Source organism: Maribacter sp. LLG6340-A2 (assembly GCF_045057105.1).
Lineage (GTDB): Bacteria > Bacteroidota > Bacteroidia > Flavobacteriales > Flavobacteriaceae > Maribacter.
In genome coordinates, this window is the sequence record NZ_CP159332.1 from 1,009,107 (window position 1) to 1,025,846 (window position 16,740).

Sequence of the window (16,740 nt, forward strand, 5' to 3'; positions counted from 1 at the left end):
ACCTACTTTGTTACAAAATCAATTTAAAAACCATCATTATAAAACCAATGCCGAGAAACTTAATATTTATTGGTCTGCAATTTTCATTAACCATAGGTACAGCACAATACAATTTTAAAGGTCAAATTGCAGAACCACAACCGGGCAAAACCATTTACCTTTCCATCATAGAAGACTACAGAAGGTTTGATAAAATATCGATGGAGCAGATATTAAAAAAAACCACCACGGACTCATTGGGCTATTTTAATTTCAATGGAGACAACTTATTGGATCAAAACAGAGTCTATAGAATACATATTGATGATTGCTCTGAGTCTAACGCTAATACTGCTCATTTTTTTGGCAGTTGCGAGTTCAGTAAAAGAATTTTATTTATTGCCAAAAATACCGATACCATTACTTTCCCTACTTCATTTGATAACGAAGCACTTTGCGAAATTACATCTACCAATACTACATCTTCTGTCTTTTTAGATATAGATGTATTAAAAGAGCAAATGGCTTACGACTTTAATGAATTTAGAAGTAGTGCCAACAATAGATTAAATTCTAAAAAATGGTTTTCCACGTTACAGGATTACTCCAAAAAAACAAACGAACCGCTGGCAGAATTATACATTTTCAGCTTTTTGTCAGATAAGAGAAATGAAACATATTCCTATTACCTTAAAGATATTTTAAATTCAAACTATTATAATGACCTAGCAGAACGGTTATCTGCTACATATGCAGATGCGCCATTTACTGAACTATACCTCAATGAACTAAACATCGACCAACAAATTGCCCAACAAAACACAGCTCGATTCAATTTATGGAAGTGGTTGCTTCCTTTATTATTGACACTTTCTGTAGGCTTAAATGCTTATTACATTATAAGACATAGAAGCAATGCAAAAAAAGCACAAAATGATTCTTTTTCTAAATTAACAGAACAAGAAAACAACATTGTAAAACAAATTCTAGAAAACAAATCCAACAAAGAAGTAGCTGCCGCTATGTTCATAAGTGTTAGTACCGTAAAAACCCATATCAACAACATTTACAAGAAATTAGAAGTGGCTTCAAGAGAAGAAATAAAGCAGCGCTATCAATAAATTTTAAAATTCCACCTGGGGTCTAGTACCTATTTCCACCCACATATAACAAGCTTTCGTTAATAATTTCAAGAATTTTCCGGTCTAATCTTAAACCGAAAATCATGAAACTATCATTTCTAATTATTACTTTATGTTTTAGCTACACTAGTAACATCCGCGCTCAAAAAACCATTCAAGAAGTAAAAATCGATAATCAACAACCATTTTTACTTGGAGAAATTACTGTAGATGCACTTTCATCTAACACCTATAAAACATGGTTTCAACCTAATTTTAATGATTATAAAACCGATAATGAGAAAGTTAATAGCATTAAAAACAAGATAAACGATTTCAGAATTATAATTTTTATGGGAACATGGTGTGGCGATAGTAAACGTGAAGTACCCAGATTTATAAAAATTCTAGAATCTATAGATTACCCAAAAGAACATTTAAAAATAGTTGCTCTTGACAAACGGAAAGAAAATTATAAGAAAAGCCCACAGGGCGAAGAATGGGGATTGAACATTCGAAGAGTTCCCACCTTTATATTTTACAAAAACGGACGAGAAATAAATAGAATAATTGAAACACCCATTAGAACCTTAGAGGATGATATCTTGAAAATTGTTTCGCATCAAGAATATATTCCCAATTATGCCTCATCATTACATTTTGATTAAAGAGCACCATAACAAACAACTTGAGGATAATTGAGTATTTTATAGTTTAAATAAAACCATTTATATCTCTATTACGTTAGATAACTATGACATACTCCAACAAGTTTTTTATAATTCCATTACTAGTTTTTCTTTTTACCATAATTCCGTCTTGTAGCCAGAACGAAGAAATTAGATCTGAACAAATAGCAGAAGACACTATCAATCTGAAAACGATAACTTATTTAGCTCTTGGAGATAGTTATACCGTTGGTGAAAGTGTTGCTAATGGCGGTAGTTTTCCGGCTCAACTAAGTGCTAAAATTGAAGAAAACAAAAACTATAAAGTCAATACAACGGTGATTGCACAAACAGGATGGAGAACCGATCAACTATTGTCATCAATTGGTGGTCGTGAATCTGGCGATTATAATTTAGTTACGCTACTCATAGGGGTGAACAATCAATTTCAATCTAGACCGTTTTCACAATATGAATCTGAATTTACCGAACTTTTAAACAAAGCTATCAGCTTAGCAGGTAATAATTCCAATAAGGTTATTGTTTTGTCCATACCGGATTATTACTACACACCTTACGGGCAAAGCAATGGTAGTGAAAGAATTTCTGTTGAACTTGACAGATATAATGATTTTGCCAAATCCATAACGCAAGACAAAGAAGTTACTTTTTTAAATATTACGGATATCACCAGAAAAGGAATAGAGGAACCTGAATTGGTCGCTAGCGACGGTTTGCACCCTTCTGCCCTGGCTTATGAAAAATTTGTAGAAAGACTCTATCCTTTAGTGTCTACAAGATTGAAAGATTAAGACATATCGATTATATTTGCCAGCTAAATAAATGACGGCATGCAATTATCGGAGCAAGAGCTTATCAGAAGAGAAAAATTGGAAAAATTAAGAGCGCTGGGTATTAATCCTTATCCCGCGGCTTTATACCCTGTAAACGCCACATCGGCAAGTATAAAATCCAATTACGAAGAGGGTAAACAGGTAATTGTTGCCGGTAGACTTATGTCTCGTCGTATTCAAGGTAAGGCTTCTTTTGCCGAGCTTCAAGATAGTACCGGTCGTATTCAAGTTTATTTTAACAGAGATGAAATCTGTACAGGAGATGATAAAACCTTGTACAACGATGTCTATAAGAAATTATTGGATATTGGAGATATCATAGGCATTGAAGGTGATCTCTTTACCACTCAGGTTGGTGAAAAAACCATTATGGTGAAAAAATTTACCATGCTAAGCAAATCGCTTAGACCTTTACCATTACCTAAAAAAGATGCGGAAGGTAAGGTATACGATGAATTCAATGATCCTGAATTACGTTACCGTCAACGTTATGTTGATTTGGTCGTTAACCCAAAGGTGAAAGAAACGTTCATTAAAAGAACTAAAATCACCAATAGTATTCGTGAGTTCTATAACGATAAAGGTTACCTAGAAGTTGAGACTCCTATTTTACAACCTATACCTGGCGGTGCAACTGCTCGTCCGTTTTTAACGCACCATAATGCCCTAAATATTCCTTTATACTTAAGAATTGCCAACGAACTATATTTAAAAAGATTGATTGTGGGCGGATTTGATGGTGTCTATGAATTCTCCAAGGATTTTAGAAACGAAGGTATGGATCGTACCCATAATCCAGAATTTACGGTAATGGAACTGTATGTAGCCTATAAAGACTACAACTGGATGATGGATACTACCGAAAAATTACTGGAAAAAATAGCTATGGATGCTAACGGTACCACAAAAATTACCGTTGGTAAAAATGAAATTGAATTTAAAGCTCCGTATGCACGTGTGCCGATTCTTGAAGCCATAAAAATACATACAGGTGTTGATGTTGCCGGAATGCCCGAAGATGAGCTTCGTGAAACCGCTAAAAAATTAGGATTGGAAGTGGACGAAACCATGGGTGTCGGTAAACTCATCGATGAAATTTTTGGTGAAAAATGTGAGCACCATTACGTGCAACCAACATTTATAACGGACTACCCAAAAGAAATGAGTCCGTTAACCAAAGAACATAGAGATAACCCAGCATTGACAGAGCGTTTTGAACTTATGGTAAATGGTAAGGAGTTGGCAAATGCCTATTCTGAGCTGAATGACCCAATTGACCAAAGAGAACGTTTTGAAGAGCAATTGAAACTTTCTGAAAAAGGTGATGACGAGGCGATGTTCATAGACCAAGATTTTCTTAGAGCTCTTGAATATGGTATGCCCCCAACTTCCGGTATTGGCATTGGTATTGACCGTTTAGTAATGTTGATGACCAATAATGCCTCTATACAAGAAGTATTGTTCTTCCCTCAAATGAGACCAGAGAAAAAACCGCTACAATTGTCCGATAACGAAAAGGTAATTTTCGATATTTTAAAGGCCGAAAAGAAAATGGAACTTGCCGTACTTAAAACGAAAGCCGATTTAAGCAATAAGGCTTGGGATAAAGGTATTAAAGGCATTACAAAACAGCAATTAGCCAAAATTTACAAGGAAGAAGATGTTCTTTTTGTTGAAATCTTAAAATAGCCATTTACAGGAAGAATAAAAAATAGTAGCTTAGAAGCTGGCAAAACCAACCAGCATGAATTTAAGCAGTAAAATAGGTCTATTTATAGGTCCTATCGTATTTTTTATTATCATTCTTTTACCTAAGGTATTCATTTCAGAAAATGCAGATGCAGTAATCGCCGTTGCACTTTGGATGGTTATTTGGTGGGTTACAGAAGCGGTTTCCATTTCCGTAACCGCACTTTTACCCCTGCTACTTTTTCCAATTTTAAAAATTATGCCCGTTGGCGATGTTGGTGCAAATTACGGTAGCCCAATTGTATTTTTATTCTTTGGCGGTTTTGTAATGGCCCTAGCCTTAGAAAAGGTAAACCTACACAAACGTATTGCCCTCACCATTATTAAACTTACCGGAACAACTGCCAATAAGGTGGTGTTAGGCTTTATGATCGCTACCGCAGTCTTGAGTATGTGGATCAGTAACACCGCAAGTACGGTAGTTATGCTACCTATTGCCATGTCCGTCATCAACTTATTGATCGAAGATGAAGACGGCTTCACTAAACGCGACCGTAATTTTGCCCTAAGCGTAATGTTGGGCATTGCCTTCTCTGCCAATGCCGGCGGTATAGCCACGGTAATTGGAACCCCACCAAACTCTGTTTTAATCGGCTTGTTGGAAAACGAATACAATATTGAAATCTCATTCTTAAAATGGATGATTATAGGATTACCATTTTCCTTAATCATGATTACTATCTGCTATGTGGTATTGGTAAAGGTATTTTTCCCAACACAAAATTTAAAGTTTAGAGCTTCTAAAACACTTATCCAAGATGAGTTGCATAAACTGGGACCTACTTCTGGCAAGGAAAAAATGGTCTTGGTAATATTCGCAGTTACTATTTTTCTTTGGGTATTTAGAACATTGATCAATTCCACATTTCCAAATCTGGGACTTTCAGATACGCTGATCAGTATGTTTGCGGCCATTGCATTATTTACAATTCCCTACAATCTTAAGGAGGGCGATTTTATTCTAGTATGGAAAGACACCCAAAAGCTAGCTTGGGGAATCCTTATCTTATTTGGTGGCGGACTTTCCCTTGCCAATGGCATGTCGGTTTCCGGTATTGTAGATTTGGTAGCTGAAGGTATTGGGCAAAGTAACCTTAGTATTTTGTTCACCGCATCTCTACTTATTATTTTAATGCTGTTTATGACAGAATTAATGAGCAATGTTGCACTTGTTGCCGTATTGGCACCAGTAGTGGCCGGTATTGCCATAGGTTTGGGCCTACCCATCACCTATTTGTTAATTCCTATTACTATTGCAAGTAGCTGTGCCTTTATGCTACCCATGGCCACACCCCCAAATGCTATTGTGTTTGCCAGCGGATATATTAAAGTTCATGAAATGGCTCGTGCCGGGGTTATTCTCAACCTTATTGCCGTTCTATTGCTTATTGGACTGTTTCAATTTGTATTGCCTTATTTATTTTAGTTGAATCAAGGCAAAAAAATAAAGCCCCTGCAAATTGCAAAGGCTTTATAGTTGACTAATTCAGAATGAAAAAATGTTTATTCCTACTTAATAGACGGCTCCTAGTTTAATTTGTTACAATTAGGCTTAAGAAATTATTAACTATTTGTTACAGATATTATTTCAATCTTTGAAGATTACCTAACTAACTCAAGAAAATGAAAAGAAAACTACTTTTAAAATTGATTGTTTTATGTTGTGTTTTTGGTTACCAAAACTCTGAAGCACAAATTTTTAAGAAAAAGAAAAAAGACACTGAACAAAAGGCAGACAAACCCTCAAAAGACAAAATTCAACCTTATAACAAGGTCATTACAGAAGATGCCGTAAGTGATGCAGGACTTTTCACTACCCACGTAGTAGACGAAAATCACTTTTTTGAAATTCCAGATTCTCTCTTCAATAAAGAAATGTTGATGGTAAGCCGTATATCTAAAACTGCCTCGGGCATTGGTTTTGGTGGCGGAAAAATAAATACCCAAGTACTACGCTGGGAAAAGAAAGACAAAAAAGTATTGCTTCGTGTCGTTTCCCATGATGTGGTAGCTGCAGACTCCTTACCTGTTCATGAAGCCGTGGTCAACTCTAATTTTGAGCCCGTTTTGTTCTCTTTTGATATAAAAGCAATTAAGAAAGACTCCCTTAGTCCTGCAACCGTAATTGAAGTCAATGATATTTTCACCAAGGATACCAAAGCGTTGGGAATGCCAGAAAGGTATCGCAAAAGGTACAAGGTATCACGTTTGGACGAAGGAAGGGGTTATATAGAATCCATTAAAAGTTACCCATTAAATGTAGAGGTACGCCACGTAAAAACGTATTTGGCCAGTAATCCGCCAAGCAATTCTACCCTAGGTTCAATTTCCGTAGAAATTAATAATTCTATGGTACTTCTTCCCGAAGAACCTATGAAACGAAGATATTTTGATGAACGTGTTGGCTGGTTCGCTAGAGGTCAGGTTGATTATGGGCTTGACGCTCAAGAAAGTAAGACCGTTAAATTTTTGGATAGATGGCGTTTAGAAGTGAAAGATGAAGATGTTGAAAAATATAAAAACGGGGAATTAGTAGAGCCTAAAAAGCAAATTGTCTATTATGTAGACCGTGCTACACCTAAAAAATGGGTGCCGTTCATAAAACAAGGTATTGAAGATTGGCAAGTTGCTTTTGAAGCTGCAGGTTTTAAAAATGCCATTATTGCCAAAGAACCACCAACGGTTGAAGAAGACCCGGAATGGTCGCCAGAAGATGTACGTTATTCGGTAGTACGCTACCTAGCATCACCTATACCAAATGCAAACGGACCTCATGTTAGTGATCCTCGTAGTGGTGAAATATTAGAATCTGATATCAACTGGTACCATAATGTAATGACCTTGCTAAGAAACTGGTACTTTGTACAAACGGCAGCTATTAATCCTGCTGCAAGAGGTGTTTCTTTTGACGATGAAGTAATGGGCCGTTTAATTCGTTTTGTATCGTCTCATGAAGTTGGTCATACCTTGGGCTTACCCCATAATATGGGAAGTAGTGTTGCTTACCCTGTAGACTCGCTACGTTCTAAATCCTTCACCCAAAAATACGGAACTGCCCCATCTATTATGGATTATGCACGTTTTAACTACATAGCACAACCAGGTGATGAAGGGGTTGCCTTAATGCCCAATATTGGAGTATATGATAAATACGCCATTCAATGGGGCTATAAACCTATTTTAAATACTACGGCTGAAGAGGAAAAAACAATTTTGGATAAATGGATATTAGAACATGCCGGTGACCCTCTTTATCGATTTGGACACCAACAGGTGGGCGACATAGTTGACCCAAGTTCGCAGACCGAAGATTTAGGTGACGATGCTATGAAAGCTGGTGAATATGGTATTGCCAACTTAAAAAAAATTGTACCTAAATTAATTGAGTGGACCGCAGAAGAAGGCAAAAACTATGAAGACCTTGATAAACTGTACGGGCAAGTTTTTGCGCAGTTCAATAGATACATGGGGCATGTTGCCAATAATATAGGTGGCGTCTATGAAAACCACAAGACATACGACCAAGAAGGTGCAGTATATACAGCAGTTCCTAAGGAGCACCAGCAACGTGCCATGGCATTTCTACAAGAACAATTATTTGCCACTCCTACTTGGATGCTGGACCAAGAAATTTTAGCACGTACTGAATATTCGGGCTTTTTAGAGCAAATGCGTTCCATACAAGTACGCACCCTTAATAATGTACTTAGCCTAGGAAAAATGGCAAGGTTGATTGAAAATGAAACTTTAAATGAAGATAATTCATATTCATTGGCACAAATGATGAGCCAATTAAGAAAAGGAATTTGGTCAGAAGCTCGTTCAGGGAAAGCCATTGACACCTATAGAAGAAACCTTCAAAAAGCACATATTGACCGTCTAGCATATTTATTGACCGCCGAAAATCAAAATAAGGCTTCTGATTATGGTGGCTACAGAAAATCAACAGTTGTCAACACTAGTCAATCTGACATTCGCACCATTGCAAGAGCAGAATTGAACATTTTAAAACGGGAGATTAGAAATGCACGTAACAGAACCTCTGATATGATGACAAAGTATCATTATGACGATGTTTCTGAGCGCATTAACGATATTTTAGACCCTAAATAATACCTTAGAATTTTACCCGATTTTTTGGTCCTATCGATGAAGAACCAATAAGATCGATAAACGTAAAAGGTTAACCACATTCTAAATACTTTACACATCAAAAAAAGCCCATTTCACAACAATGGGCTTTTTCATGTTATTTAGTTATTTAGTTTAGACTTGAATTTAAACCCCCAAATCATGAATAACAAATTAAAAAGTCTAGTCTACTTAAGCTGTTTTATTTTTGCCTCTGTAGTGTATCATCAAACTACAAATACAGAAGCAAAAGAAGAATTGGCCGCTAATACACTAGAACAAGAAGTTGACATTGTCATTAACCCTTACGAGGAGCAAGATAAAGTCCAAACCAATTAAAAACATTTACAGTTCTAACCTACTTAAAAGCACGATCTACCGATCGTGCTTTTGCATTTTATATAGTTTAATACCTCGTTAATTATTTGCCAAAATCGTTCACGCCTTTAAACCAACACCTTAAAATACCGTCAAAGTAATAAATGCAAAAAAATAGAAAGATGAAAAAATTAGTAATGGCCATCTTAGTAATGGCAGGTTTATCGGCAACGGCACAGGATCATAATATGAAGTCTAAACGAGGTAATTATCATGATTTAACGCCAGAACAAGTAGCAACTTTACAGACCAAAAAAATGACTTTGGCATTGGACTTGAATGAAACGCAACAATCCAAATTAAAATCCATTTTTATTGAGGAGGCCAAAATGCGTAAATCCAGAATGGAAGATTTTAAAGCAAAAAAAGAAGAAGGTAAAAAATTAACCGCAGAAGAACGGTATGAGCGTCAAAATGAACGTTTAGACCATCAAATTGAACAAAAACAAGCATTAAAATCTATTCTTAATTCTGATCAGTACGCTAAATGGGAAAAGATGAATCATCACAAAAAACGTAAATTCAGGAATAAAGGAAAAGATGATAGAAAAGAAAGACGCATGTCTAGAGAATAGATAATTAAATTGCAGATGCAAGACCCGCTAATTGCGGGTCTTTGTCATTTATAAACCTTTCTACATTAGATGTTTACATAAAAAATATACCCCTAAAAACCACCTTTATAGATTGTTTAATAGAGGAAATTTTACATTTATCGAATAAATTGCACATTGCAAACGTTCTTTAGGTACTTAGTTGCTTCCAACTACTGGTGATTACCCAATATTGATGACCAAAATTTGGAATATGAAATTAATAACCTATGATGTTCAATAAAGTACGATATTGTTTACTTTTTATAGTTATTTGCCTGTTGGCCAGTTGTCAACAAGAACTGTATAAGTCTAACAATAAATATAATATACCTGAAAAAAGTACGGAAGAACCACTCGTGCAATTTTTAATTGAGCCTACTAACTACAGCGCCATTTATGAAACAGAAAATTTGGCAAAGGCTTATGATTATTCTAAAATTGCACATAAGACCCTTTGGATCAATCAATTCAATGAAAAATTAAAGATTGAACCCACCACCAGAGTGGTTACCCTACATGAGACTGCCGGTCTTAGTAATACAGCAGTAGATAGTTTGTTAAAATTCGTATCTAAAGGAGGTACCCTATTTATTACCAAAGCGACAAAAGATGAACGTATGTCCTTTTTCTATGGAATGACACCAGATGCAGATTGGAGTACAAACATAGAGGTGTCTGGCCTATACTTTAAAAAACCTCTTTTTCCAGGCATGCAGGGCAAAAGCTTTGATAATGAAACCATGCATCTTGGTTTTGAGGCTTCAAATTTTTCCAGTACCACAAATGTTCTTGTAGCTGCCCATACCGATCATGACTACCCAGTTCTTCTTGAAAATAAAATAGGCAATGGTAAAGTAGTATTTTACAATTCCTCTGAAATTTTAAAGAAAGAAATGAGAGGACTATTATTTGCCGCTACCTTATTAGGTCTTGAAGGCATACCCTACCCCATTGCGAATATAGGTACCTTGTTTTTAGATGATTTTCCCTCATCTATCTATGATGAAAACGGTACTCCTTTAGTTTTGCCAAACGGGGAACAGAAATCCGAATTTGTAAAATCTGATTGGTGGCCCAAAATGAAAGAATTGGCCATTGAGGAAGATCTAAAATATTCTGCTTTTATCACTTTTAATTCCGACAAAAATAATACGGACGACATCAATTTTAAAAATTGGGACAAGTCTACCGCTTTGGACGGTAAAAATGATGAGATAGCCAATTTATGGATCCATGATGAATTTATAAAAGCAGGCCATGATGTTGGACTGAAAGGTTACAATGAATTGCCCTTATTAAAAACGTTATGGAAAGACACTGATTTAATGGAGGACGTGGCCAAGGCTACTAATAAAAAATGGAAGGAAAGCGTATCTAAAAACAACCCTATTTCCTATGTGGCCCCAAACAATCAAATAGATAGCCTAGGATTGGCCGCCCTTAAGAAAGGGTTTCCCAGTATAAACTATATGCACACCTCTTTTTTAGGCGATTTGGATAAGGGCGGAAATAGGGAGTTTGACCCGGACCCCCTAAATGCACGTTTTTTTGACTACCCACGCTTGAGTAGTGGTTATGCTATTTCAGCTAGGGAAAAATGGGCCTTGGAATCTACTTATCTGTATACAGGTATTTGGTCCCATGCATTGAACACCTTACATATTGCCCAAGAAACAAATGCCGAAAAAGCTATAGATGATTTAAAAAAACATATAGTGGATTATAAAAGTAGGCATCCATTTATGCGATTTTTACCTGCAAAGAAATCTACCGAAACTATTATGGATTGGAGATACCAAACGGTTAGACACTTAAATTTTGAAGGACAATATGAAGTAACCAGCTCTATTAATGCAGACGCTAAAAAAGAATCATATTGGTTAATGTACGTTGATGCAGTGAACAAGGACCGTTTAAACAAAAAACTGTATGATGAACAAATAAAATTTCAATCCGTGCCTTTACTAAACGGATTTATATACAACATCAAAACCAACTCCCCTAGCATAAGTGTGCCAGATATACGACCGGAAATAAGAACCCTGATCGGTACTACATCTTCTTTGATTACTAAAATGAACAAAGAATACAAGGCCTTTAACGAGAGCAAAAGCACCATGGTACCATTAAAAGAAAAAATAGACCGGGCCATTGTAGAGGAGAAAAACGAAAAAGCTTCCTATCTCATGGAAGAATTGTTTCAGGACAACAATTTCATTAATACACAGCAGGTTATTGCTTATGCCAAAACCATGAAAACGCAAGGGAAAACCAAGCAACTTTGGGACCAGTTGAACACCATGTACATGAAGAACCCTTCCGCATCATATGCAAATTTTTCAAGGGACATCAACGTCATTAGTGCCTACCCAACACCTGAACTGAAAAAATTATGGATGGAGCGTCAAATGGAATGGGGCAGGCAAGATGTAGCATTTTTAAAGGATTATTATAAAGACTTTAATACCGAGGACAATAGTACGATTATTGAACAGGTATTGGAAGTTATCTACGAGCAAGAACCCAATCCAGAAAACCGCTACACTTACTACGACTTTTTAATTCGTACAAAGAATGCGCAACTTTTAACGAAATTAGATGAAATAGCACCTTGTTCTATAAATGACCAGGTATTTGCTACAAAAATGGCCAAGGCATATGCCGATCAACTTAATTTTGACAAAGCCCTGCTTTGGCAAAAATGTGGAACAGAACTGGATCAGGCAACAATTTCGGAATGGTCTCAAAAATCAAAATCAATTGAGGGCAAAAGAGCTACGGATTTCCCATACTTTATAAAGTTCATGATGGTAAACGATAGGGACAGGGCTATTGAGGAAATGCAATTTATTGATTATTGTAGGGAAGATTTAAAAGATTTGGCCAGTAATATTGCCCAACTCTTTTCAGATTATGCGCAGTATGAAAAAGCATTGCAATGGAGTTCCTGCAGCCAAGATATTCCTATAACCAACTTAATGGATTGGAACATGGAAACCGGCAACATGGACCAGCTAAACCAACTATACAAAGATTACGTTAAAGACCATCCTAAGGATTATGATACCATGAACTACATGGCAAAATTACTTTTATTAAAAGGTGATATAGAAGCTGCCGGTGAAGTTGCGGTCACCATACCTCCGGAAAAGCTAGATTCTGACTTTAAAATTGGCTTTAACAATGAGGTTAAGGAAGATACGGACCAAGAACAGACCTTGTATATCAGTAAGTTTAAGATTTTAATGGATGATGCCATTGTCAAAAAGAAAGCCATAGAGACCAGAAAGAAAAAAGGACATTCCATTGGAATTACCTCTTCTGCCATTGCCGATAAATTTGACCCTACCTTATTCAACAATAATTTCTATTTTGGATTTTATAATAAAAAATTCAATTTTCATCGTTTTTCAATAGAGCAAGGTACTTCTTACGCTGTTTTAAAGGATACCATAGTTGCCAATGACCAAGGAAGGGATTTATTAGGCGTTGGTTACCTGTACAAGACAGCCTCCAATAAAAGCAACCCTTTTTATATTGGCGCAAAGGTTGAAATGGACAATTTTAATAAAATATTCTACCACTTTAATACCGGAATCGATTTTATAGGTAAGTCCGCAAGCACTTCTTTAAAAGTAAATGCACATCCTGTTACCAATGCTCCCGGGTATGCCTTGAATATTTATGATTTATCGATTAAAGCCAATCAACAATTTAATTATTCCTCTAATTTAAAACACTCGTTCACGGTTGATGCCACCTACTATACGGATAGTCAATACTACACCTTAGGAGGTTCAAGACTGGAGTATTCCCTAGTGAACATAGATACGTTTAAAGTAGGTCCGGTAATAGAAGGGGCTTATGCCATAGGTTCTGAGGAAAGAAGAAACGGCTTTCCCTATTGGTTAACCAAAGAACGTCTTTATGGTGGTGGGGGACTACTTTTACAGATTGGTGATGAGGATTCAGATTTTAATTTATGGAGTGATTTCTCCTTGTTTGCAGAACAAGACGAACCTACATTTCAGCGTTATCAAGGTGAGGTATCGTATCGTATTAAAGATTTTACGAAAATTAACCTCAACTATACCTATTATACCATTGAGGATTTCTTTTCCAATGCGTTTCAGTTAGGAATTCAATATAATTTCAAATAATACAAATTATTCAGTAGAACAGAAAAGCCCTCATTTAGAGGGCTTTTTTATTATTACGCTTTTACGCTACTTTATAAGTCAATTTCCTTTAATGCATTAATGGTTGCATCTAAATCTTCATAACTTAATGCATCGTTTAAAAAATAGCTTTCAAAAGCACTTGGGGGCAAGTAAATTCCCTTCTCCAACATACCGTGAAAATACTTTTTAAAAGTTTCGTTATTTCCCTTGGCGGATGATGCAAAATCAACCACTGGCTCATCTGTAAAATGAACAGAGATCATACTACCATAACGATTTATTTGATGCGTTACCTTTTTCTCCGTCAATACTTCGGCAATACCTTTATGTAGATATTCGGTTTTTTTTGCCAAACTATCAAACACTTCCGGATTATTGTTCAGCTCTGTCAACATTGCTAAACCTGCGCTCATTGCCAACGGATTTCCACTTAAAGTACCCGCCTGATAAACAGGACCATCAGGCGCTAGAAAATCCATTATTTCAGTTCTGGCGGCAAAAGCACCTACCGGCAATCCGCCACCTATAACTTTTCCATAGGTAACAATATCCGCTTTAATATTCAATACTTCTTGTGCTCCGCCTTTTGCCAAACGAAAGCCTGTCATTACCTCATCGAAAATCAACAAAATTCCTTCTTGGGTACATATCTCGCGAAGCCCTTTTATAAATTCATCCGAAGGTACAATGCAACCCATATTGCCTGCTATGGGTTCTATAATAATGGCCGCCAATTCTCCTTTATTGGCATTTACCAATGCCTTTACACTATCTAAATCATTATAAACAGCCAATAAAGTATCTTTTGCTGTACCTTGGGTTACACCGGGACTATTTGGACTACCAAAAGTAACGGCCCCACTACCCGCTTGGATCAAGAACGAATCTGAATGACCATGGTAACAGCCGGCAAATTTTATAATCTTATCCTTTCCCGTAAACCCTCTTGCCAAACGCACGGCACTCATACAGGCCTCGGTTCCACTGTTTACAAACCTGATCTTATCCATATTGGGAACCATAGAAATAGCCAACTTGGCCAGTTCTGTCTCAATTTCCGTAGGCATACCGAACGAGGTTCCGTTTTGTGCCTTTTCTACCACGGCATTAATGACCGGCTCATGGGCATGCCCTAGAATTAACGGACCCCAAGATGCTATATAATCAATTAGCTTGTTCCCATCTTCATCGTACAAATATGCCCCTTTTGCTTTTTTAACGAATATGGGATCGCCGCCAACAGCTTTAAATGCACGTACGGGAGAATTGACACCACCGGGAATATATTTCTTTGCCTCTGCAAACAGGGCACTACTTCTTTGATAAATCATATATGCGATTGATTTTTACTACTTTTTTACTTTAAGCGGTTGCCCTATGGATAGATCGGTACTACGCAAATTGTTCATTTGCATAAGTTCATCTACACTTAAATAATATTTTTTGGACAAGGAGTACAACGTGTCTCCTTTTTGTACCGTATGTATGTTATCCGCACCTGTTACTACGACCGTAGCAGTATCATAACCTGCTTTTTTAATTTGCCTGTCATACTTATGCAGATCATACTTTTCTATTAAATAAATTAGTTTCTGCGGGTATTTGGGATCGGTTGCATATCCTGCTTTTTTTAAGCCTCTTGCCCAGCCTTTATAATCTGTATGTCTCAAATTAAATAAAGAGGCATATCTAGAACGGGTGGTCAAAAATATACTATGGTCCCTAAAAGAGTACATAGGGTGATTGTATTTTCTAAAACACTCTCCCTTTTCATCATCATCATGAAAATCATAATCGCCCTCCCAACCTTTATGGCATTTTATTCCAAAATGGTTATTGGTCTTCATGGCCAATTCACCTTTACCACTACCGCTTTCCAAAATACCTTGGGCCAAGGTAATACTTGCCGGTATTCCATAGCCCATCATCTCCAATTGTGCCGTCTCTGCAAAAGTTTCTATATACTCTCCAACAGAGGCTATCCTAAATGGAATGAATTTAGAAGGCTCACTGGGCAAATCTGCCCTACCGGGTTCAGCGTCTTTCTTGGTAGATGTACTTTTTTTACGTTCACTAAGTACATTCTTGGTTCGTAATTGATCCGAATATCTTTTTTTAGATTTACAAGAGGTAAGCGCAACACCCACCAACAAAACCATTAAAATTATCTTTTTCATATATGTAACAAAGGTAAATTTTTCTTTTTCAGTATACTATTCATACCCGTAATACCTTGTAGACCACCAGTATGAATGGCCAAAATTTTGGTTCCAGGCACAAAAGTATCATGCTGGATCATGTGATACAAACCAAACATCATTTTTCCGGTGTAAATAGGATCAAGGGGAATTTGTGTTTTTTCCTTGAACTCATTAATAAACCGTACCAATTGCGCCGTTACTTTGGCATATCCGCCAAAATGGAAATCATTATTTATTTCCCAGTTCTCTTTCTTTACCATTTTCCGGACCTCCGCTTTTAAGAAATCACCCTTTAAAGCTGAAAACCCAATGATGCGTTGTTGGGGATCAGAAGCATTGATCAATCCTGAAACGGTACCACCGGTTCCTACGCTTGAGCATATCATATTAAATTCCTTATCATTTTGGGTAATGATTTCTTCACAACCTTTTATTGCCAAATTGTTGGTACCCCCTTCTGGAACCAGAAAGAAATCTCCAAACTCATTTTTTAACCGCTCAATGAAATGCTCTTCTTCTTTTTGCCGATACGCTTCCCGGCTAATGAATTTTAACTGCATACCATCTTCATGGGCTTTTTGCAATGTAGTATTCTGCTGCCATGAATTTTCCAGTTCTTCCCCGCGTATAACCCCTATAGCTTTTAACCCTTTTTCTTTAGCAGCAAATGCTGTTGCCGCAATATGATTGGAATATGCACCACCAAAGGTCAAAATAGTGTTTTTGCCCTCTGCTTGGGCAGCAAGAATATTATATTTGAGTTTTCTAAATTTATTACCTGATATAAACGGATGCAGTAAGTCTTCGCGTTTTATTACTAGCGCAATATTTTTTTCTGCGAATAATGGAAGTTCAACAATTTGGTTGATGCTTTGCAAAAAG

At 36.6% G+C, this 16,740-nt stretch carries 12 protein-coding genes; 9 read left to right on the plus strand and 3 right to left on the minus strand.

Going from position 1 to position 16,740, the window contains the following annotated elements:
- Positions 1-47 precede the first annotated feature (47 nt).
- The 9 genes from ABVM52_RS04155 (at position 48) to ABVM52_RS04195 (ending at position 13,636) form a co-directional block, all read left to right on the plus strand.
- Positions 48-1,100 (plus strand): helix-turn-helix transcriptional regulator, encoded by a 1,053-nt coding sequence (locus tag ABVM52_RS04155; protein WP_405383993.1) that lies wholly within the window; start codon positions 48-50, stop codon positions 1,098-1,100.
- A 104-nt stretch (positions 1,101-1,204) separates the two neighbouring features.
- Positions 1,205-1,768, plus strand: coding sequence for a thioredoxin family protein (locus ABVM52_RS04160; protein WP_405383995.1), 564 nt, complete (start codon positions 1,205-1,207; stop codon positions 1,766-1,768).
- A gap of 86 nt (positions 1,769-1,854) precedes the next feature.
- Positions 1,855-2,580 carry an SGNH/GDSL hydrolase family protein gene (locus ABVM52_RS04165; protein WP_405383997.1) on the plus strand — a complete coding sequence of 242 codons (726 nt, stop codon included), beginning with the start codon at positions 1,855-1,857 and terminating at the stop codon, positions 2,578-2,580.
- 39 nt (positions 2,581-2,619) lie between these two features.
- Positions 2,620-4,311: a lysine--tRNA ligase gene (lysS, locus tag ABVM52_RS04170; protein WP_405384000.1), complete on the plus strand. Its 1,692-nt coding sequence runs from the start codon at positions 2,620-2,622 to the stop codon at positions 4,309-4,311.
- Between the two features lie 55 nt (positions 4,312-4,366).
- A complete protein-coding gene (locus ABVM52_RS04175) occupies positions 4,367-5,797 on the plus strand; it encodes an SLC13 family permease (protein ID WP_405384002.1) in 1,431 nt (476 codons plus the stop codon).
- Positions 5,798-5,994: 197 nt separating this feature from the next.
- Positions 5,995-8,484, plus strand: a complete 2,490-nt coding sequence (locus ABVM52_RS04180; RefSeq protein ID WP_405384004.1) for a zinc-dependent metalloprotease — start codon at positions 5,995-5,997, stop codon at positions 8,482-8,484.
- Between the two features lie 180 nt (positions 8,485-8,664).
- Positions 8,665-8,841: a hypothetical protein gene (locus tag ABVM52_RS04185; RefSeq protein ID WP_405384006.1), complete on the plus strand. Its 177-nt coding sequence runs from the start codon at positions 8,665-8,667 to the stop codon at positions 8,839-8,841.
- A 161-nt stretch (positions 8,842-9,002) separates the two neighbouring features.
- Entirely contained in the window at positions 9,003-9,455 is a 453-nt protein-coding gene (locus ABVM52_RS04190) for a hypothetical protein (RefSeq protein WP_405384008.1), read from the plus strand.
- A gap of 248 nt (positions 9,456-9,703) precedes the next feature.
- The gene (locus ABVM52_RS04195) at positions 9,704-13,636 is read left to right on the plus strand and encodes a DUF2194 domain-containing protein (protein ID WP_405384010.1); all 3,933 of its coding nucleotides are present in this window, start codon (positions 9,704-9,706) and stop codon (positions 13,634-13,636) included.
- Between the two features lie 71 nt (positions 13,637-13,707).
- On the opposite strand, the gene hemL is transcribed toward ABVM52_RS04195, so the two are convergent.
- The 3 genes from hemL to ABVM52_RS04210 are packed head-to-tail and all read right to left on the minus strand — an operon-like array spanning position 13,708 to position 16,736.
- A complete protein-coding gene (gene hemL / locus ABVM52_RS04200) occupies positions 13,708-14,988 on the minus strand; it encodes a glutamate-1-semialdehyde 2,1-aminomutase (RefSeq protein ID WP_405384012.1) in 1,281 nt (426 codons plus the stop codon).
- A gap of 18 nt (positions 14,989-15,006) precedes the next feature.
- Positions 15,007-15,834 carry a glucosaminidase domain-containing protein gene (locus tag ABVM52_RS04205; protein ID WP_405384014.1) on the minus strand — a complete coding sequence of 276 codons (828 nt, stop codon included), beginning with the start codon at positions 15,832-15,834 and terminating at the stop codon, positions 15,007-15,009.
- Positions 15,831-16,736 carry a 1-aminocyclopropane-1-carboxylate deaminase/D-cysteine desulfhydrase gene (locus ABVM52_RS04210; protein ID WP_405384016.1) on the minus strand — a complete coding sequence of 302 codons (906 nt, stop codon included), beginning with the start codon at positions 16,734-16,736 and terminating at the stop codon, positions 15,831-15,833. The genes ABVM52_RS04205 and ABVM52_RS04210 overlap by 4 nt, the downstream gene beginning before the upstream one ends.
- Positions 16,737-16,740 lie beyond the last annotated feature (4 nt).

Excerpts from the sequence above, each read along its gene's own strand:
- lysS (WP_405384000.1), top strand. The coding sequence starts at position 2,620 with ATGCAATTATCGGAGCAAGAGCTTATCAGAAGAGAAAAATTGGAAAAA.
- ABVM52_RS04155 (WP_405383993.1), top strand. The coding sequence starts at position 48 with ATGCCGAGAAACTTAATATTTATTGGTCTGCAATTTTCATTAACCATA.
- ABVM52_RS04195 (WP_405384010.1), top strand. The coding sequence starts at position 9,704 with ATGATGTTCAATAAAGTACGATATTGTTTACTTTTTATAGTTATTTGC.
- hemL (WP_405384012.1), bottom strand. The coding sequence starts at position 14,988 with ATGATTTATCAAAGAAGTAGTGCCCTGTTTGCAGAGGCAAAGAAATAT.
- ABVM52_RS04185 (WP_405384006.1), top strand. The coding sequence starts at position 8,665 with ATGAATAACAAATTAAAAAGTCTAGTCTACTTAAGCTGTTTTATTTTT.
- ABVM52_RS04205 (WP_405384014.1), bottom strand. The coding sequence starts at position 15,834 with ATGAAAAAGATAATTTTAATGGTTTTGTTGGTGGGTGTTGCGCTTACC.
- ABVM52_RS04180 (WP_405384004.1), top strand. The coding sequence starts at position 5,995 with ATGAAAAGAAAACTACTTTTAAAATTGATTGTTTTATGTTGTGTTTTT.
- ABVM52_RS04165 (WP_405383997.1), top strand. The coding sequence starts at position 1,855 with ATGACATACTCCAACAAGTTTTTTATAATTCCATTACTAGTTTTTCTT.
- ABVM52_RS04190 (WP_405384008.1), top strand. The coding sequence starts at position 9,003 with ATGAAAAAATTAGTAATGGCCATCTTAGTAATGGCAGGTTTATCGGCA.
- ABVM52_RS04160 (WP_405383995.1), top strand. The coding sequence starts at position 1,205 with ATGAAACTATCATTTCTAATTATTACTTTATGTTTTAGCTACACTAGT.
- ABVM52_RS04175 (WP_405384002.1), top strand. The coding sequence starts at position 4,367 with ATGAATTTAAGCAGTAAAATAGGTCTATTTATAGGTCCTATCGTATTT.